Origin of the sequence: Rahnella victoriana, assembly GCF_004330295.1 — a bacterium.
GTDB lineage: Bacteria > Pseudomonadota > Gammaproteobacteria > Enterobacterales > Enterobacteriaceae > Rahnella > Rahnella victoriana.
Genome location: NZ_SJOJ01000015.1, coordinates 123,896 through 142,511 on the forward strand (window position 1 = coordinate 123,896; position 18,616 = coordinate 142,511).

General features: G+C 58.0%; 15 protein-coding genes and 1 tRNA gene. 5 read left to right on the forward strand and 11 right to left on the reverse strand.

Going from position 1 to position 18,616, the window contains the following annotated elements; genetic code table 11:
* Positions 1 to 38 precede the first annotated feature (38 nt).
* Positions 39 to 3,671 (reverse strand): urea carboxylase, encoded by a 3,633-nt coding sequence (gene uca, locus EYY67_RS14335; protein WP_131693778.1) that lies wholly within the window; start codon positions 3,669 to 3,671, stop codon positions 39 to 41.
* Positions 3,672 to 3,683: 12 nt separating this feature from the next.
* The gene (atzF, locus tag EYY67_RS14340) at positions 3,684 to 5,531 is read right to left on the reverse strand and encodes an allophanate hydrolase (RefSeq protein WP_131693773.1); all 1,848 of its coding nucleotides are present in this window, start codon (positions 5,529 to 5,531) and stop codon (positions 3,684 to 3,686) included.
* 285 nt (positions 5,532 to 5,816) lie between these two features.
* On the opposite strand from atzF, the gene EYY67_RS14345 reads away from it, so the two are divergent.
* From EYY67_RS14345 to EYY67_RS14365, 5 genes are all read left to right on the forward strand, one after another.
* Complete coding sequence (locus tag EYY67_RS14345; protein WP_095923962.1) at positions 5,817 to 7,262, forward strand: alpha/beta hydrolase; 1,446 nt, start codon at positions 5,817 to 5,819, stop codon at positions 7,260 to 7,262.
* A gap of 72 nt (positions 7,263 to 7,334) precedes the next feature.
* Entirely contained in the window at positions 7,335 to 7,793 is a 459-nt protein-coding gene (locus tag EYY67_RS14350) for a MarR family winged helix-turn-helix transcriptional regulator (RefSeq protein ID WP_119825511.1), read from the forward strand.
* Positions 7,794 to 7,926: 133 nt separating this feature from the next.
* Positions 7,927 to 8,349, forward strand: coding sequence for an organic hydroperoxide resistance protein (locus EYY67_RS14355; RefSeq protein ID WP_013573432.1), 423 nt, complete (start codon positions 7,927 to 7,929; stop codon positions 8,347 to 8,349).
* 284 nt (positions 8,350 to 8,633) lie between these two features.
* Positions 8,634 to 10,313 carry a kdo(2)-lipid A phosphoethanolamine 7''-transferase gene (gene eptB / locus EYY67_RS14360; RefSeq protein ID WP_119825509.1) on the forward strand — a complete coding sequence of 560 codons (1,680 nt, stop codon included), beginning with the start codon at positions 8,634 to 8,636 and terminating at the stop codon, positions 10,311 to 10,313.
* A gap of 100 nt (positions 10,314 to 10,413) precedes the next feature.
* A tRNA-Pro gene (locus EYY67_RS14365) sits at positions 10,414 to 10,490 on the forward strand.
* 54 nt (positions 10,491 to 10,544) lie between these two features.
* On the opposite strand, the gene EYY67_RS14370 is transcribed toward EYY67_RS14365, so the two are convergent.
* The 9 genes from EYY67_RS14370 to EYY67_RS14410 all read right to left on the reverse strand — a co-directional run bounded on the left by EYY67_RS14370 (position 10,545) and on the right by EYY67_RS14410 (position 18,440).
* Complete coding sequence (locus tag EYY67_RS14370; protein WP_131693774.1) at positions 10,545 to 11,024, reverse strand: type II toxin-antitoxin system YhaV family toxin; 480 nt, start codon at positions 11,022 to 11,024, stop codon at positions 10,545 to 10,547.
* Positions 11,025 to 11,030: 6 nt separating this feature from the next.
* A complete protein-coding gene (locus EYY67_RS14375; RefSeq protein WP_013573435.1) occupies positions 11,031 to 11,375 on the reverse strand; it encodes a type II toxin-antitoxin system PrlF family antitoxin in 345 nt (114 codons plus the stop codon).
* Between the two features lie 81 nt (positions 11,376 to 11,456).
* The gene (locus EYY67_RS14380; protein ID WP_047609900.1) at positions 11,457 to 11,675 is read right to left on the reverse strand and encodes a type II toxin-antitoxin system RelE/ParE family toxin; all 219 of its coding nucleotides are present in this window, start codon (positions 11,673 to 11,675) and stop codon (positions 11,457 to 11,459) included.
* Positions 11,676 to 11,758: 83 nt separating this feature from the next.
* Positions 11,759 to 13,138, reverse strand: a complete 1,380-nt coding sequence (locus tag EYY67_RS14385; protein ID WP_131693775.1) for an MmgE/PrpD family protein — start codon at positions 13,136 to 13,138, stop codon at positions 11,759 to 11,761.
* Between the two features lie 19 nt (positions 13,139 to 13,157).
* Positions 13,158 to 13,895, reverse strand: a complete 738-nt coding sequence (locus EYY67_RS14390; protein ID WP_232770452.1) for an ABC transporter ATP-binding protein — start codon at positions 13,893 to 13,895, stop codon at positions 13,158 to 13,160.
* A 41-nt stretch (positions 13,896 to 13,936) separates the two neighbouring features.
* Positions 13,937 to 14,803, reverse strand: coding sequence for an ABC transporter ATP-binding protein (locus EYY67_RS14395; RefSeq protein WP_095923955.1), 867 nt, complete (start codon positions 14,801 to 14,803; stop codon positions 13,937 to 13,939).
* The gene (locus tag EYY67_RS14400) at positions 14,796 to 15,731 is read right to left on the reverse strand and encodes an ABC transporter permease (protein ID WP_095923954.1); all 936 of its coding nucleotides are present in this window, start codon (positions 15,729 to 15,731) and stop codon (positions 14,796 to 14,798) included. The genes EYY67_RS14395 and EYY67_RS14400 overlap by 8 nt, the downstream gene beginning before the upstream one ends.
* The gene (locus EYY67_RS14405) at positions 15,728 to 16,813 is read right to left on the reverse strand and encodes an ABC transporter permease (RefSeq protein WP_095923953.1); all 1,086 of its coding nucleotides are present in this window, start codon (positions 16,811 to 16,813) and stop codon (positions 15,728 to 15,730) included. Before EYY67_RS14405 ends, EYY67_RS14400 begins: the two co-directional genes overlap by 4 nt.
* Before the next feature lie 28 nt (positions 16,814 to 16,841).
* A complete protein-coding gene (locus EYY67_RS14410; RefSeq protein WP_131693777.1) occupies positions 16,842 to 18,440 on the reverse strand; it encodes an ABC transporter substrate-binding protein in 1,599 nt (532 codons plus the stop codon).
* Between the last annotated feature and the right edge of the window lie 176 nt (positions 18,441 to 18,616).

Consider the following 18,616-nt stretch of genomic DNA (forward strand, 5'->3'; position numbering starts at 1 on the left):
AATATTCCCCTGGATGTTTTAAACGGCGCTGACCAGCATTAAACGGCGGTATCCAGCCACAGCAGCGCATCACCTGGCCCGACCGGACGGCCTTGCTGGCAACTGATTTTCAGTACGGTACCGGCGCATGGCGCGTTGACCGACAGCTCCATTTTCATCGCTTCCACCACGATCAGCGGCTGGCCTGCTTCGACCTGCTGACCCGGTGCCACCAGAATTTTCCAGATATTGCCGTTGAGATCGGCGCTGACTAAATGACCGTCCTGATCCGCGTCGTCCTCCACTGACGGCACGGCATTGGCGGCGGCTTCCACGGCGGCGCTTTCGGCCTCATGCCAGTGCGCCACCTCGCGGGTAAAGGCTGCGGTTTGTCTGGCGCGGAAATCAGCAATATCGGCGGCGTTGTCGGCAAGAAATTGGGTGTATTGCGCAAAATCGAACTCAGTTTCTTCAATGGTGATCTGCGCGCGCCCTTCGCGGAACGCCTCGCGCTGGATCTCCAGTTCGGCTTCGGTCACTTCATAGAACCGCACCTGATCGAAGAAGTGCAGCAGCCACGGCTCGCCGTTTTTAAACTGCTCATTCTTAAGAAATTTGTTCCAGATCGGCAACGTGCGGCCGACCAGCTGATAGCCGCCCGGCGAATCCATGCCATAAATGCACATGTACATGCCGCCGATGCCGACCGTGCCTTCTGCGGTGAAGGTGCGCGCCGGGTTGTATTTGGAACTCAGCAGGCGATGGCGCGGATCGACCGGCACCGCGCACGGCGCGCCGAGGTAGACATCGCCCAGCCCGAGGATCAGGTAGCTGGCGTCGAAAATGATGTTTTTCACCTCGTCGCGGCTCGCCAGCCCGTTGGTGCGCTGGATGAAATCGACGTTATTTGGCAGCCACGGCGCATCGGCACGCACGGTTTGCTGATAGCGTTCGACCGCGCCAAGCGTGGCGGAATCTTCAAAGGCCATCGGCATATGCACGATGCGCGTCGGGATTTTCAGCTGGCTGACATCGGCCAGATTGTGTTCCAGCGTCAGCAAATGTTGCAGCAGCGCGGTCTGATGCAGCACGCGGCTGTCGTAGCGGATTTGCAGCGAGCGCACGCCCGGCGACAGTTCTTCTATCCCTTGCTGACCGGCGGCCCTGATGGCGTTCATCAGCAGGTAAATGCGCATACGCACCGCCAGATCCAGCACGTTATCGCCGTACTCAATCAGCACATAGCCGTCACCGGCCTGACGGTATTCCACCGACGGGCGTTCTGCCGTGGCCGGAAGCGCCGCGAGAATGGTGGCGGAAGCCGTGGTATCCGGCAGCAACGACGGCACCGGCAGCGCCATTGCGTTGACCGGCAGCAGCGAATCGATCGTGCCTTGCTGCGCCCGTTCCAGCGCCTGCGCCTGCTCAAAACTGATCGGGTGGAAACGGATTTTATCGCCCGGTTTGACCTGGCCGACTTTCCACAATTCCGCGCTGGCGATGGTCACCGGACAGACGAAACCGCCGAGGCTTGGCCCGTCGCGGGTCAGAATGACCGGGAAGTCGCCGGTGAAATTGATCGCGCCAATGGCGTATTCGCAGTCATGCACGTTCGACGGATGCAGACCCGCTTCGCCGCCGTCCTGCCGCGCCCATTGCGGTTTCGGGCCGACCAGCCGCACGCCGAGGCGGTTGGAGTTGTAATGCACCTGCCATTCGGCGGCGAAGAAAGTGTCGATAGATTCCTGAGTAAAGAAATCCGGTGCGCCGTGCGGCCCGTAAAGCACGCCGATATTCCAGATATCGCCATACACCGGCACGAGAGTGTCTGCCGCCGCCTGCGGCACACTGACCGGTGCGGGCGTGGTGCAGGCCGCGAGTTCCGGCTGTGAAATGCTCAGCATGTCGGCGACGCGCAGCGTCCGGCCCGCGTGACCGCCAAACTGCCCGAGCGCGAAGGTCGAACGGCTGCCGAGATACACCGGCACGTCGAAGCCATTACGTACCGCGAGACAGGTGCGGCAGCCCCGGGTGGCGCGGCCAAGCGTCAGCGTCTGACCGGCTTTTACGTTCACCGGCTGCCAGTACGCCACTGTTTCGCCGTCGAGATCGGCCGGACAGCTCGCGCCGGTCAGCGCGATCACCGCATCGCAATGAAAGCGCAGGGTTGGCCCCTGCAACGTAAATTCCAGACCGGCGGCATCAGGATTATTACCGACAATGCGGTTGGCGAGACGGAAGGCAAAATCGTCCATCGGGCCGGAAGGCGGCACGCCGATATCCCAGTAGCCGAGGCGTCCCGGATAATCCTGCACGCTGCTGTAGGTGCCGGGCGCGATCACTTCGATGACGTTGGGCGCATAAGCAAAACTGTCGAGCATGCGCGTCCACATTTCGCCGTCGCGGAACACCGGCGTGGCAACCACCTGACGCAGATAATCGATGTTGGTGGCGATGCCGTGCAGACGGGTGGCGGCCAGCGCAGCCGACATTTTCGCCAGTGCGTCCTGACGGTCGGTGCCGTGAACAATCAGTTTGGCGATCATCGGGTCGTAAAAGGCCGACACTTCACTGCCGGTAGACACCCAGCCGTCAACGCGCACGTCTTCGGGGAAAAAGACCTCGGTCAGCACGCCCGGACTCGGCTGGAAATTTTTCAGCGGATCTTCGGCGTAAATACGCACTTCCATCGACGCACCCTGCGGGGCTTTTTCCATCGACGGCCAGTCCAGCGGTTGGTCTGCGGCGACGTTCAGCATGCAGTCAATCAGGTCCAGACCGGTGACCATTTCGGTGACCGGATGCTCAACCTGCAAGCGGGTATTCACTTCGAGGAAATAAAATTCGTCGCGCGCGGCGTCATAGATAAATTCAACGGTACCGGCGCTGCGGTAATTCACCGATTCACCGAGCTGCACGGCGGCGCGATGTAACGCCTCGCGGCTGGCCTGCGGCAGATTCGGCGCAGGGGTTTCCTCCACCACTTTCTGATTGCGGCGCTGCAACGAACAGTCGCGTTCGCCCAGCGCCACCACGCGGCCTTTGCCGTCGCCGAAAATCTGCACTTCGACGTGACGGGCGCGATCGACAAAGCGTTCGAGAAACACACCGGCGTCGCGGAAAAACTGTTCGCCGAGACGCTTTACGCTGTCCCACGCGGCGCGCAGTCCCGCTTCGTCGTCGCAGCGTGTCAGCCCGATGCCTCCGCCGCCTGCGGTACTTTTCAGCATCACCGGATAGCCGATGCCGGCCGCCGCCGTGACGGCCTCTTCAATGTTGCCGAGCAAACCGGTGCCCGGCGTCATCGGCACATTCGCGGCACCGGCCAGTTCACGGGCGCGGTGCTTGAGGCCAAACTCGCGGATTTGTCCGGCCGTCGGGCCGATAAACGCTATCCCCGCCGCCTCGCAGGCATCGGCAAACTCTGCGCTTTCGGATAAAAAGCCGTATCCCGGATAAATCGCCTGCGCGCCGGTTTCTTTCGCGGCGGCCAGAATTTTGTCGATCATCAGGTAGCTTTCGCTGGCCTTGTCACCGCCCAGCGCGATGGCAATATCGGCCTGCGCGACGTGCGGCGCGTTGCGGTCGGCATCGGAATAGACCGCCACGCTGGTGACGCCCAGACGTTTCAGCGTGCGGATCGCGCGGCAGGCAATTTCGCCACGGTTAGCAATCAATACGGTGTTGAACATCATCGTGGCTCCTCAGAGTTTTACCGGTGCAGTCAGGCTGTGGATGTAACTTCTCCAGCCACCAAAGGCGGTGATATCGGTGGCCTCGCTGATCGCCCACGGCTCGCAGATAAAGCCTTTCACCGTGCGGCCATCGGCCAGTTCCAGCGTCCCGATCCCCAGCGGCGCCGGGATCTCTGCAACGAACTCACCAAAGCGCGCCAGCGGGATATCCCACAGTTCGACGATAATGGCGCTGCCGCCTTCCGCCCGCACCAGCCCCGGTTTTGGCGGCGTGGTATTGGCGAGGGCATAAAGCTTGTAGGCTGCGGCGGTGGTGGTCTGTTCGACGCGCACCGCATGGCGGCTGGTGAGCTGAACGTTCAGCGGCATGCCGGTCAGATGGGCGCCGACCACGGCGACGCGCACGCTGGCGGCACTGACCGGTGCGGGTGTCATGAATTCTTCGGATTTCACCGGCAGCCCGGTCGCGCCGAGCGGCAGGCTCAGACTGCGCTGCCACTGACGGCCAAAACTGGCCAGCACATCGTCGTGCCACGCGGGCGCAATCAGCGTGATCCCGGCAGGCAGACCATCGGCGCGCAGGCTGGAAGGCAGCGCCAGCGCGGACAAATCCGCCAGATTGGTGAAGTTGGTGTAAATACCGAACTGCGAGTTGTAGAGCACCGGCTCCTGCGCCATCTCCTGCTGCGTGCGGATGGTCGGCGACGTCGGCACCACCAGCGCATCGAACCCTTCCAGCGTCTGATTGATTTTGCGGGCCAGTTCCGCCCGTAAATACTCGGCGCGCCAGGCATCGCAGGCACTGTAATCCAGACCGCTGGCGACAATGCCGCGCACCACCGGATCCATCGCGTCGGGGTTGTCTTCAAAAATTTCGCCGACCGCCACGGTGCGTTCGGCGACCCACGCGCCGGAATACAGCTGTCCGGCCAGTTCGCGGAACGGCGTGAAATCCACGGGTACAAGGGTGATGCCGCTGCTGTTCAGCCGTTCCAGCGCCTGATCGAACTCAAACTCCGCCAGTGCATCGCCGAAAAATTCCAGACTGTCCGGCACGGCAAAGCGCGGATGCGGAGACATGGCGACGGGCGCGGTAAGCGGATTTTTACGCGAATAGGCGTCGGCGGCGTCATAACCGCCCGCCGCGTGAGCGACGGTCTGGGCATCGGCGACGGTCAGGGCGAAAACCGAGACGGCGTCATTCAGGCGGCAGGCGGGCACCACGCCGGTATTCGACAGCCAGCCTTTGGTCGGTTTCAGCCCGACGACGTTGTTAAAGCCTGCCGGAACGCGCCCGGAACCGGCGGTGTCTGTGCCGAGCGAGAACGCCACCAGCCCGCGGGCCAGCACCGAGGCCGATCCGGAGCTGGAGCCGCCGCTGACAAAGTCGGGGTTGAAGGTATTGTTTACCGCGCCGTACGGTGAGCGGGTGCCCACCAGGCCGGTAGCAAACTGATCCAGATTGGTTTTACCGACCAGCACCGCGCCTTTGGCTTTCAGATTGGCGACGACGGTGGCATCCGCTTCCGCGGTATAGGCAAACGCCGGACAGGCCGCCGTGGTCGGCCAGCCTGCGACATCAATATTGTCTTTAACGGCGAACGGCACGCCAAACAGCGGCAGGGCGCTGAGCGATCCCCCTGCCTCTGCGCGCAGGCTTTCCAGATGATGAATTTGTGCTTCAAGCTGTTCCGCCGTGGCGAGATAAAGCCAGGCGTTATCGGTCTCACTCAGACTGCCGCGCACCAGCGAAAGCGTGGTACGAAGACTGTCCGGCGCGCTGCGATAATGTTGCTGCCACTCCCGCAAGGTAAAACCGCGATAGGGCGATGTGACGGTATCTGAAGTCAAAGCCATAGTGTGAATTCCATCTGGTATACAAGATTGAATTCATCTAAGCAAAGCCTGTGCCAGATTATTATCCCTTGATATTGCTGGGTTTACGGTTGGTTGCATGACCGGCCTGTATAATTGTTGCACCACGCAAGTCATGCAACTGAACAAAAATGGGGCGAAAATTTGCGCTTTGTGCAGCTACCGTTCAAGGTAATTGCATTATGATTATTTCCAATAATGCTCAGGAAGGGCATATCTTTTAAATGCTGTCTTTCTCCGAAACTGTCTTTAGGAAACCCCTATTTAATGCAACTTCGTCATCTCTCTGAACGCCTGAAAAAGCTGTTGCTGGCGCTGATTCTGGTGATTATTACGCTGCTGGCTGTGCGGACTTATGACGCGTTGCAGGGACCGCCGCTTGAGCCATGGCATAAGCTGGTACCGGACGAACTGAGTACGGAGCAGCTGGATAAGAGCGACTGGCCCGCGTATTTGCGTGCCGAGCAGCAGGCGTTTGTGGAAGTGAAGCAGCAGGTGACGGATAAGCTGGATCGCGAGGAGCGGATCCCGCTCAACCGTTATTACGATCGCAGCCCGATTTATCCGGAGCATTTTGCGCAGGACTGGAACCGCTCTTATGAGCTGATGCCCGACGGTAAGCCGGTCGGTGCGGTGGTGCTGTTGCATGGGCTGACGGATTCCCCGTACAGCCTGCGGCATATCGCAGAAGATTACCGTCGCCGTGGGTTTGTGGCGGTCGGTATCCGCCTGCCCGGTCATGGAACGGTACCCGGCGGTCTGACGCGGGTGGACTGGGAACAGTGGCTGGCGGCGACGCGGCTGGCGGTGCGTGAGGCGCGGCGTGTGGCAGGGACGGAGGTGCCGCTGCAACTGGTCGGTTTCTCAAATGGTGGCGCGCTGGCAATGAAATACACGCTGGATTCGCTCGATGATCCTGCACTGGCGCGTCCTTCCCGCGTGGTGCTGATCTCCCCGATGATTGGCGTGACGAGTTTTGCACGCTTCGCCGGATATGCGGGCTGGCCGGCTATTTTTCCGGCCTTCGCCAAAACTGCCTGGCTGAACCTGATGCCGGAATTTAACCCGTTTAAATACAATTCCTTCCCGGTGAAAGCCGCCCGGCAATCCTATCTGCTGACCCATGTTTTACAGCAGCAGATCAGCCGGGACGCGGCATCCGGCAAGCTGGCACAGTTACCGCCGTTGCTGGCTTTCCAGTCTGTTGTCGATTCCACCGTCAGCGCCCGTGCGGTGGTGACGGCGCTGTTTAATCAGCTCCCCGCCAACGGCAGTCAGCTGGTGTTGTTTGATATTAACCGCAGTGCGTACGTCGGCCCGTTGCTGCGTCCGGCGTCAGAAACCGCCGTGGAGCGTTTGCTGCCTGCACCGCCACGCGCTTATCAGACGACGGTGATCACCAATGCCTCGCCGGATGATGCGGCGGCTGTGGCGAAAACCACGGCGGCGGGGCAGGGTGCGGTCACGGTCAGTCCGCTGGGGCTGAATTACCCGTCTGAATTCTATTCGTTATCGCACGTCGCGCTGCCTTTCCCGACGGACGATTCGCTGTACGGGCGCAATCCGCAGGGGCCTGCGCAGTTTGGTATCCGTCTGGGGACGCTGGCCGCCCGGGGTGAAAATGGCGCGCTGGTGGTGAGTATGGACCAGCTGATGCGGGTTTCGTCCAACCCGTTTTATCCCTATATGTTGCAGCGGATCACGGGCTTCTGATCAAGGCCGCTGAGAGTTTTTTTAAAAGTGCTTGCGATAATATCGCGCGCTATATATATTGGCGACATGAACATGAAAACAGACACCGGCTCCACACAAAACGGCATGCTGCATCTGGATCAACAGATGTGTTTCGCGCTGTACTCCGCGAATCTGGCGCTGCATAAGGTTTACCGAAAATTGCTCGGCCAGCTCGACCTCACGTATCCGCAATATCTGGTGATGCTGGTGCTGTGGCAACGCGATGAAGTCACGGTGTCTGACATCGGCGAAAAACTGTTTCTGGATTCGGCGACGTTAACGCCGTTGCTCAAACGTCTCGAAGCCGCCGGTTTGCTGGTACGTCAGCGCGCCAAAGCCGACGAACGTCAGGTGATCATTTCCCTGACGGAGGCGGGCAAAACGTTACGCGACAAAGCGCAGGGCATTCCCGAAGCCATTCTGTGTGCCACGGAATGTGATGTCGGCGAAATCGTGGCACTGAAACAGCAGCTGGAAGTCTTACGGGCTAAACTTCAGGATAAAGCCTGAGTCTGAAGACGTTGAATCAGGTAAACAGACGAGTCTGAAAGCATTTTTAGCGTCGTCTGGTAGTATCAAATAAGTAGTGTGCGATTAAATCGTTTAAAATTTACTAATCTCTTTCACTGATAAGGAACGAAATATGTCTATTGAAAAAGTTGTGTATCGTGCTCATGCATCCGCTACCGGTGGCCGTGATGGCCGTGCGACTTCCGATGACGGCGTTCTTGACGTCAAACTGGGCGTACCTAAAGAAATGGGCGGCATGGGTGGCGGTACCAACCCTGAGCAGCTGTTTGCTGCCGGTTATTCCGCCTGTTTCCTCGGCGCACTGAAAGCCGTGGCCGCGCAGGAAAAAATTAAAATCCCTGCTGACGCTAAAATCGAAGGCGCGGTAGGTATTGGTGCGATTCCGGGCGGTTACGGTATCGAAGTGCAGCTGGATATCACCCTGCCGGGCTTTGAACGCAGCGAAGCCGAAGCACTGGTGGCAAAAGCGCATCAGGTTTGCCCGTACTCCAACGCGACCCGTGGCAATATCGACGTCACGCTGAACGTGAAATAACGCATCTGAAATAACGTGCTGTTCCGCAACGCCTGCACCAGGGATTGTTGTGACATAAAAAATGCAAAAATGTCAGGGAGGCTTCGGCCTCCTTTTTGCTTTTTAACGCCTTTTCTCATGGAAACGGAAAAGATTCAGAAAGAAAACACGACGCCGCTGTTCATGCGGAACAATTCTGAAAGCCGCATAAAACCTCATTCTCAGCATAATCTGTGAACCAGTCCGGCATAAACATGTCACAATGATTCCAGATTTTTCAAAATACGTTAGGAAAGTGACTTTTCATGAATAGAGTGAAGACTCTATCGCAGCAAAATATTTCTTTATTGTTAGCGATTTACATTGGCATCTTCCTGAATGTCTCTGTGTTCCAGCGCCGCTTTGCCGCATTGGTCAATCATTTCACGTCGGCAGAACTGGTTCAGGCTGTCACAGAAGTCTGTGCCATCGTCTTATTTACCTTTTTTGTTCTGCGTTTGCTCTCGCTGGGAGGACGGCTGTTTTTCCGCATTATCGCCAGTTTGCTGGTACTGATTTCCGTGGCGGCCAGCTACTACATGGTGATGTTCAATGTGGTGATCGGCTACGGCATTGTGGTGTCGGTCATGACCACCGACATCGATCTGAGCAAAGAGATCATTGGCTATCACCTGTTTATCTGGATGGCACTGGTCAGCGCGATACCGCTGTTCCTTATCTGGAAAAACAACCTGCGCCTGACGCTGATCGAACAGATAAAAACGCCGGGGCAGCGCCTCATACCGTTAGGCGTATTGCTGGCGGCGGTGCTGCTGGTCTGGCTGCCATTGCGGTCCCTTGATCACGCGCAGAGCGTGAATGAGAAAAAAACCAACGTGGATTTGCCGAGTTATGGCGGTGTGGTCGCGCACTCCTATCTGCCGTCTAACTGGCTGGCCGCGCTGGGTTTGTATGCGTATACGCAGGTGGATGAAAGCCGGGATGCGGGTAATTACTTTGATCCGGCGAAGAACTTCACCTACGTGGCGCCTGCTGACATTGATGACACTTATGTCGTGTTTATCATCGGTGAAACCACCCGCTGGGATCACATGGGCATTTTAGGTTACGAGCGCGATACCACGCCGCGGCTGTCTAAAGAGAAGAATCTGGTGGCGTTTCGCGGGACGTCCTGCGATACGGCCACTAAGCTCTCTCTGCGCTGTATGTTCGTGCGCGAAGGCGGTACGGCAGATAACCCGCAGCGTACCCTGAAAGAGCAGAATATCTTTGCCGTGATGAAGTCGCTGGGATTCACCTCCGAACTGTTCGCCATGCAAAGCGAGTTGTGGTTCTACAACAATGCCGACACCAATAATTTCTCCTTCCGCGAAATTATTGCCTCGGAAAAGCGCAACGACGGTAAGCCGGTCGATGACATGTTGCTGGTCAATGAGTTACAGGAATCCCTGAGAACGCATCCGAAAGGTAAGCATCTGGTGATCCTGCACACCAAAGGCTCGCACTATCTCTATTCCCAGCGTTATCCGCGCAGTTACGCCCGTTATACGCCGGAATGTAAGAGCAACACCTGCACCAAAGCGGAACTGATCAATGCTTTCGATAACAGCGTGCTGTACACCGATACCTTTATCGATAACGTGATTGATCAGCTGCGCGATAAGAAAGCGCTGGTGTTTTACGCATCTGACCACGGTGAATCTATTGATGAGAACTCGCATCTGCACGGTACGCCGCGCGAGATGGCGCCGCCGGAGCAGTTCCGCGTGCCGATGATGGTGTGGGCTTCCGACAGTTTCCTCGAGCAGCCGGATCATAAACTGGCGTTTGAGCAATTGCAGGCGCAGCAGCGTATCGGCGCGAAGAAACGCCATGTTGAGTTATTCGACTCGATTCTGGGTTGTCTGGGTTACACCTCGCCAGATGGAGGTATTAATCCGGCGAATAACTGGTGTGCCAAACCTCAGGCAGAACAGAAGCTATAGGTCATTTTGGCAACGCATCGGATAATTTCTGGTCAGTCAGTCCGGATGTTTTAAAAAGCCATTGACGCTCTGAGGGGGTCGCAGTAAGATGCGCCCCATTCGGCGAGTAGCGCAGCTTGGTAGCGCAACTGGTTTGGGACCAGTGGGTCGGAGGTTCGAATCCTCTCTCGCCGACCACATTTGAAAAACCTGCTTTTAAAGCAGGTTTTTTTTCGCCTGTAGTTTGCCCGACTACGGCTGTTCTTCCTGAGCCATCATTTTCCCTGACGCCTCGAAAAGTGCCTGCCAGTTGTCTGGCGGTTCACCGCTTTTCAACATCTTGCGAAACATCCGGTATGCGTCTGTTTTGCTTTCGTAAGCGCGTAATTCTTTATCATCATTCACCCAGGCGTAAATAATGATCCGGCTTTTCAGGTTGTAACGGAAAAACAAACGGTACTGCTGGAAGAATTTTGCCCTGAACCAGTGTGAGAATTCCCCGCCTAACGTATCGCCCTGACGGAATTCAACACGCGCCGGATCCTGCGGGATAACGTCAAACATCAGCTTATTGATCGCAGCCAGCCGTTTGGTGGCATTTTTACTTTTATAGCCCGCCGGATCTTTGCGGCGCAGTAAAACAACCTGATCAGTGAGTGCCTGTATTTGTTGCAGGATCAGAGGATGAGCGAGAAGGGTCCATCCGTTAATCTCCATGGCCTGATTGTGCATAATCCTTTACTCGTCATCGTCAGAAAGCGGGCTCTCAAGATCGATAGCCATCCCGGCGGTCAGTACATTGATTTTTTCATGCAGGGATAATGTTACCGGCTGCATATTTTCCGGGTTATTGAGCATATCTTTTGCCACAAAACCGAGAAAGGCACTGATAACAGGGTCTTCCGCTTCTTCGAGTTGCCTCGAAATAACCACCTGCCCGTCTGGCAAAATCTTGTACTGGATCCGATCATTTTCGGTGAGATTTAATGCCTTACGGATAGTGGCCGGAATGGTGGTCTGGAAGCGGCGGGTGACTTTGGATTCGGCTTCGAATTTTATTCCCCATAGTGCCGAGGCTGACATAATGAGACTCCATAATGATGCTTATTTGAGCAATTTTGTCAGCGTAATGCATTTGCATTGCCAATGCAAATGCATTGCTTTTCACTTCATCATCTTCAAATCGCCTTTGCGGTGATTTTTATGATCCTGATAGAAATTCTCATGCGAATCCAGGCTGAGCAGATACAGTTCAATTTTTTCTTCGCGCCAGCAATAACCCAGCAAAGCCTGCTGCTTTTCCAGCGGAAATTTATGCACCCTCAGGTCACTGAGATCGCCTTTCTTGAGTTCCCTGAGCCGCGAGAATAGGCGTTGCCCCACACGTAAGAAAGGGGCATTTTCGCCGGATTTTCATCCCTGCGAGGCATCACGTAAAAATGCCCGGCACGCCGTTTTTCTTGCACTCAACCTTGCGCGCCATCGCGCAAAGGCTCGTCAAACAATGCGGCTAAAAATTCCAGATCTTCCTGTTCTTCCAGCCGGTTAAGCTGGCGGAAAAGGCCGCTGGCATTGCTCATCGTCGCGCAGCAGTCGGTGAATTTTCGCAGTCTGTCAGCGTCGCTGAACGGCTCGCGGTTGCTGCCTTTCGCCAGCTTGCGGCCCGCCTGTAAGGTGCGGCCATCGCGCAACGTCAGCGTGACCTCATGGGTCAGGCGCTCCTCCGGCGGCAGCCCGGCTTCCTGTTCCGGCGTATAGCAGCGCATGGAAATGCGGGCCAGACGCGCCGGTTCAGCGAGTTCTGCGACCCGCGCAGGGGTGAAATCACTGACGCCCAGCGAGCCGTGGCGCAGCCAGGTATCGACGCAGTACTGCATCGAGAAACGTGCCTGCATTTCGTTGACCGGCTGCGGATACGCCAGATTGCGCAGATTGGCGATGCCGACCAGCGTATCAACGGCCAGCACGTCGTCGTCGCTGAAATCATGCTGCGCACGCAGATCATCCAGCGCATCGATAATCATGTGCGTCGAGCCGCAGCACGGATGACGTTTCGGCATCACGCCGGTGGTTTCAATGACATGCAGATGAGTGCCCAAAATGGCCGGAATATCCCAGCCCGGCGGTGTCTGGCCGCCAAACATTTCCAGAAAGCCTTGTGGCGCTTCCAGAATATCAATGCGCCCCAGCATCTGCTGGCGGGCGAAATTCGCTGCGTCCACCGCATTGCGGGCCGCCCATCCGGCGTGCAGCGGTTTGACCGGCGTGCCGAACTGCCCTTTGGTGCCGGAAGCAAAACTGACGGCATTGCTCAACGCGCGCGCGATACCGGCCTGATCCAACCCCATCAGCCAGGCGACCCCGGCTGCGCTGCCGATGCAGCCGACGGTCGAGGTGCCGTGCCAGCCTGCAGTGTAATGCGAAGGCGCGACGCCGGACCCGACAAACGCCTGCGCCTGTAGCCCGATCAGATACGCCAGTACCAGTTGTTCGCCACTGGCGCGGATGTCATCGGCGACCGCCAGCAGCGCCGGAACCAGCACCGCAGACGCATGGCTCATGCCCGGCGCGAAGTTGTCGTCATAATCGATGGCGTGCGCGGCCGTGCCGTTGACCAGCGCCGCGATGGCCGCCGGGGCACGTCCGCCGCCAGCTAACCGTGAACTGGCGTGCGGGGTGAAATACGTTTCGCTGGCAGCACGCACCGCCCGGCTGGAAAAATCATCCTGTCCGGCGTACAGGCAGGCCAGCGTATCGGTGATCGCCTCGCGGGCTTTGCGGCGGGCCGTCGCGCTGAAATCGGGCTGGCTGCAACACCAGCGGGCAATGGCTTCAATCACATTCATGGTATTTCCTTCAACGGCGTCAGTGGCGGCTGGCGGCAAGAAATTGTTGGGTATAAGGTTCGCGGGCGTCACCGCTGCGGATTTCACCGGCAGTCAGTTCTTCCAGCAATTTTCCCTGATGCATGATGGCGACGCGGTCGCACAGGTGCGCGACCACGGCCAGATCGTGCGTCACCATCAGGTAAGTCAGGTTGCGTTCACGGCGCAGTTTTTTCAGCAGATTGAGGATCTCCGCCTGCACTGACACGTCCAGCGCCGAAGTCGGTTCGTCGAGCAGCAACACCTGCGGTTCGATGATCAGCGCCCGTGCCAGCGCCACGCGCTGACGCTGGCCACCGGAAAGCTGATGCGGATAGCGGTAACGGAAGGCGTCGCTCAGGCCGAGGGCATTGAGCACGTCGCTGATGCGTTCTTCACGGCGGTCCATGCCGTGGATCACCAGCGGTTCCAGCAGCGTGTGATACACCATTTTGCGCGGATGCAGCGAGGCATACGGATCCTGAAACACCATCTGCACCTGCCGGTAATAGTCTTTATCGCGCACCGGATGTTGCTCACGGTTCTGATACAAAATCGCGCCGTTGTACTGCGTATTCTGACCGGTCAGCGTGCGCAGAATGGTCGATTTTCCGCAGCCGGATTCGCCGATCAGTCCGTAACTTTCACCGCGTGCGATGTGCAGGGTCACGCCATCGACCACCGTCTTGCGGTGATGGCCTTTGCCGAAGGTAATGCTCAGATCGACGGTCTCGATCATCCGGTCGGCGGTGAGCGGTGGCGGGATGATGAATGTGGTCATCAGCAGGCTTCTCCGTAGCGGTATACCGGGCCGGTCAGCCACGCAGGGTCGCGTGCCGGAATGGCGAGCATGTCTACCGGATGCTGTAAATCCGGCTGGCTGGCGAGCAGGGCGCGGGTGTAAGGATGTCTGGCGTTATGCAGCTGATCGGCTGAGATTTCTTCGAGAATACGCCCGGCGTACATCACCAGGGCGCGGTCGCAGAAACTCGAGACCAGACTCAGGTCGTGAGTGATAAACAGCAGGCCGGTTTTGCGCCGTGCCAGTAAATCATTCAGCACGCTGAGCACCTGCTGACGCACCGTGACATCCAGCGCCGACGTGGGTTCGTCGGCAATAATCAGATCAGGTTCCGGGATCAGCATCATGGCGATCATGATGCGCTGGCCCATGCCGCCGGAAATCTCGTGCGGATAGAGATCAAAGACCCGCTCCGGGTCACGGATATTCACCGCTTCCAGCATCGCCAGCGCTTTCATGCGGGCTTCTTTTTCGCTGACATTGAAGTGAATGCGATACGCCTCGTTAATCTGATGACCGACGCGCATCAGCGGATTCAGCGAGAATTTCGGATCCTGCATAATCATCGAAATGCGTTTGCCGCGGATTTTCCGCATCTGGCGCTCGCCGGTGCTGAGCAGGTCGATATCACCAAACTGCATGCGGTCGGCGCTGACGCTGGCACCCTGCGGCGTCAGTTTCAGCAGCGACCGGCCGGTGAGCGATTTGCCGGAACCGGATTCGCCAACAATCGCCACTTTTTCGCGTCCCACCGAGAAGGAGATCCCGCGCACCGCGTGGTTTTCCTGCCGGTGGCCTTTGAAGCGGATATTCAGGTTTTGTACATCAAGCAATGTCTCAGTCATGGCGCAGATCCAGTACGTCGCGCAAGCCGTCACCGAACAGGTTAAACGCCAGGCTGGTGAAAAGAATCGACAGGCCGGGAATGGCCGCAATCGTCCAGTGAGTCATCATGAACTGGCGGCCGGAAGAGAGCATCGCGCCCCATTCCGGGCTGGGTGCCTGTGCGCCGAGGCCGAGAAAACCGAGGCCGGAAGCGGTCAGGATAATCCCCGCCATGTTGAGCGTCAGACGTACCACCACCGACGGCAGACACATCGGAATGATGTGGCGCAGGATGATGCGCATCTGCGACGCACCCTGTAACCGCACGGCGGCGACGTAATCCATTTTGCGGATAGACAAGGCTTCGGCGCGTGCCAGCCGGGCAATCGGCGGCCAGGCGGAAAGCGAAATCGCGATAATCGCATTTTCGATGCCGGGGCCGAGGGCGGCGACAAAACCCAGCGCCAGGATCAGGCTCGGGAACGCCAGAAAGATATCGACGATGCGCATCAGAATGGTGTCCGTCCAGCCGCCGACGGTGCCCGCCAGCGTGCCGACCAGCAAACCGAGCGGACCGACAATCAGCGCCGTCAGGCCGGTGATATAAAGCGTGATGCGTGCGCCATAAATCAGACGGCTGTAAATATCGCGTCCGAGTTCGTCGGTTCCCAGCCAGTATTCCCGGTCCGGCGGTGCCAGCCGCAGGTGCAGGTTTTGGGCATAAATATCGTGCGTCGCCAGCCACGGCGCGAAAATGGCGACCGCGACGATAAACAGGATGACGATCAGCCCGAACAGCGCCGACGTATTCCGGCGAAAGCGCCGCCACTGGTTCAGGCTTTGCTGGACACGCGCCTGCCACGGCGTGGCCGGAACCGGGGCATCGAGCCACGCCCGCAGGGAAAACGCCGGACGGGCAGTGAGATGAGGTTTAGCGGAGTCGGTCATGATTGCTCCTGACGGGTTCGCGGATCAAAGATGCGGTAAAGCAGGTCGCAGATAAGGTTCAGCGCCACAAAAATCACGCCGATCAGTAACGAGCAGCCGACCACGGCGTTCATGTCGCCCGCCAGCATGGCGTTGGTGAGGTAGCGGCCAAAACCCGGCCAGGCGAACACGGTTTCGGTCAGCACCGCGCCTTCGAGTAAAAAGGCGTAAGACAGCGCGACGACCGTCACCACCTGCACCGCGACGTTGCGAAAGGCGTGGATCCACACACTGCGCGCCCACGACAGCCCTTTGACGCGCGCGGTGATCACATATTCCTGCCCGAGTTGTTCAATCATAAAACTGCGGGTCATGCGGCTGATGTACGACAGCCCGCTGAGGCCAAGAATTGACGCCGGTAAAATCAGGTGGCTGAAGACGTTGCGGAAGGCTTCCCAGTTGCCGGTCAGCGCGGTGTCGATCAGATAAAACCCGGTGACTTTTTGCACGTCAAATTCATACATAAAGTCGATACGCCCCGGCCCGCCGATCCAGCCGAGTCCGGCGTAAAACAGCACCAGCCCCATCAGCCCCAGCCAGAAATTCGGCGCGGAATGTCCCAGCAGGCCGATAAAGCGGATGCAGTGATCAAACCAGGTATTGCGGTACATCGCCGACAACACGCCCGCCGGAATGCCCAGACAGGTGGCGATCAGCGCCGCCAGCGTCGCCAGCTCCAGCGTGGCCGGAAACACGCGGGCGATATCGGTGGTGACCGGATTGCCGGTGGTCAGCGCGTTTCCGAAATCCAGCATCGCGACGTTTTTCAGGTAGAGAGCAAATTGTTCCCACAGCGGTTTGTCCAGCCCGAGCAGGTGATACATCTTCTGATAGGCTTCCTGACTGGCGTTATCGCCGAGCACTGACACCACCGGATCAATCGGCAGCAGGCGGCCAATAAAAAAGGTCAGCGCCGCCAGCCCCAGTAATGTGCAGAACACGGAAACCAGCAATTTACCCAGCCGGGCGGCGCTTTCGCGCAGCCGCAGCCAGAGAGGTTCAGCGGGTGACATTCCCGCCGCGGTCGGATCGAGTTGCGACATCGGGCGCTCCCTGATGAGTGTGTAATGCTTATTTAGACGCCAGCGCGTAATACACGCGGAAGCCGTTCCACGTCCAGTCCTTGACCTGTTTGGTCAGACCGGCGGTGTTGTACATCTGGAACATGATCGCCATCGGGCCTTGCTGCATCTGCTCTTCCTGTAAGGTGTGGTAGAGCGCGATACGTTTTTGCTCGTCCGGTTCGAGCAGGGCTTCGGTGACTTTTTTGTTCATCGCCGGATCGAAATACGAGGCGCGCCAGCTCGGGTACTGGGTTTTCTTGGCTTCCTTGCTGTTGTCCGGGTTGTAGACCAGACGCGAGGCGTTGCCGTGCGCGTCCGGCACCGAGGTCTGCCACGCCATCATGGCGCTCTGGAATTCACGTCCGCGCACGCGGCTGAATAACTGGGCATTGGCCATACTTTCGATCGAGAGTTTTACGCCGATTTTCGAGGCATTTTCCTGCGTACTTTGGGCGATAGGCGCGGAGTGCGGCAGGGTGCCGATGATCAGTTTGGCGGAGAATCCGTCGGGATAACCGGCTTCGGTCAGCAACTGTTTGGCTTTCGCCAGATCCAGTTTGAACGGCTGTCCGGCGTCTTTATCCAGCGCTCCAAAAGCGCCGAGCTGGGCGAAACTGGCGCGCGGCACACCGAGATACGGCATCACGGTGGAAGCCAGCCCCTGATAATCAATCAGATAACGCATCGCGAGGCGCACTTTCGGGTTTTTGAAAATCGGGTCTTCACTGTTAAAGGTCCAGAAAAACAGCTGCGGCTTGAGGACTTTCTCCACGTTGACCTGACCGCCTTTATCCAGATCACGTAAATCGTCCGGTGCCAGATCACGGGCGATATCCACATCCCCCTGCGTCAGCAGCAGGCGCTGCGTACCGGTTTCCGCGACGTGGCGGATCAGGATGCGTTGCAGTTTCGGCTTCGCGCCCCAGTAATCTTTATTCGCCTGCAGCACCACGCCTTCACCGGCGTTCCAGCGCATCAGCTGATAGGCTCCGACGCAGGCGGTGTGCGTGGTCAGGTATTTGTTGCCCATGTCGTCACCGACGGCATTTTTCTCCACCAGCGCCTTATCCAGCGTGGTCGAGACGTTGTTAGCGGCGATGGCCTGCAACACCAGATTGGTCGGGTACGGCTGGTCGAAAGTCATCACCAGCGTGTTGTCATCCGGCGCGGTAATGCGCTGTCTGACGTTATCTTTGGTAAAGCCGTATTCGGTCAGGGTGGCGGAGTTACCGAAACCGAGCAGCACCACGCGCTGCAACGACCAAGCGACGTCATTCGCCGTGGCCTTATTGCCGGACGGGAAGGTCATGCCGGTATTGAGGTGGAAGGTGATTTGTTTGCGATCCGGTGAGATATCCCAGCTTTTCGCCAGACGGGGGATCACTTTGGATTCGTCTTGCGGATCAAAATCCACCAGTGTATCGCAGGTGTTTTTGATGATTTCATTGGTCACCACTTCGCCGATCTGCGCCGGGTCAAAGGTGCTGATCGCGTCAATATTCCATGCCATCACCAGCGAATCAGCCGGTGTCGCCGCCTGCGCTGCCGTGCTTCCCAATGTGAGGCCAATCAGTGTGGCGAGCATTTTTGTTCTGGTGTTGAGCATAAATCGGGTTCCTTTGATTAAATTTTTTCTCATCCCCTTCGCAGAAGAAGACGTTTTCGGCCAGCTCCCGCCCCTTCACAGGGGGAGGAGTAAAAGCGCCGGTCGGCTCCCTCCCCTGCGAAGGGGAGGGTTGGGGTGGGGTATTAATGGCATCTCCGGAGTCGCCTGCTAAACCC

Excerpts from the sequence above, each read along its gene's own strand:
- uca (WP_131693778.1), bottom strand. The coding sequence starts at position 3,671 with ATGTTCAACACCGTATTGATTGCTAACCGTGGCGAAATTGCCTGCCGC.
- atzF (WP_131693773.1), bottom strand. The coding sequence starts at position 5,531 with ATGGCTTTGACTTCAGATACCGTCACATCGCCCTATCGCGGTTTTACC.
- EYY67_RS14345 (WP_095923962.1), top strand. The coding sequence starts at position 5,817 with ATGCAACTTCGTCATCTCTCTGAACGCCTGAAAAAGCTGTTGCTGGCG.
- EYY67_RS14350 (WP_119825511.1), top strand. The coding sequence starts at position 7,335 with ATGAAAACAGACACCGGCTCCACACAAAACGGCATGCTGCATCTGGAT.
- EYY67_RS14355 (WP_013573432.1), top strand. The coding sequence starts at position 7,927 with ATGTCTATTGAAAAAGTTGTGTATCGTGCTCATGCATCCGCTACCGGT.
- eptB (WP_119825509.1), top strand. The coding sequence starts at position 8,634 with ATGAATAGAGTGAAGACTCTATCGCAGCAAAATATTTCTTTATTGTTA.
- EYY67_RS14370 (WP_131693774.1), bottom strand. The coding sequence starts at position 11,024 with ATGCACAATCAGGCCATGGAGATTAACGGATGGACCCTTCTCGCTCAT.
- EYY67_RS14375 (WP_013573435.1), bottom strand. The coding sequence starts at position 11,375 with ATGTCAGCCTCGGCACTATGGGGAATAAAATTCGAAGCCGAATCCAAA.
- EYY67_RS14385 (WP_131693775.1), bottom strand. The coding sequence starts at position 13,138 with ATGAATGTGATTGAAGCCATTGCCCGCTGGTGTTGCAGCCAGCCCGAT.
- EYY67_RS14390 (WP_232770452.1), bottom strand. The coding sequence starts at position 13,895 with ATGATCGAGACCGTCGATCTGAGCATTACCTTCGGCAAAGGCCATCAC.
- EYY67_RS14395 (WP_095923955.1), bottom strand. The coding sequence starts at position 14,803 with ATGACTGAGACATTGCTTGATGTACAAAACCTGAATATCCGCTTCAAA.
- EYY67_RS14400 (WP_095923954.1), bottom strand. The coding sequence starts at position 15,731 with ATGACCGACTCCGCTAAACCTCATCTCACTGCCCGTCCGGCGTTTTCC.
- EYY67_RS14405 (WP_095923953.1), bottom strand. The coding sequence starts at position 16,813 with ATGTCGCAACTCGATCCGACCGCGGCGGGAATGTCACCCGCTGAACCT.
- EYY67_RS14410 (WP_131693777.1), bottom strand. The coding sequence starts at position 18,440 with ATGCTCAACACCAGAACAAAAATGCTCGCCACACTGATTGGCCTCACA.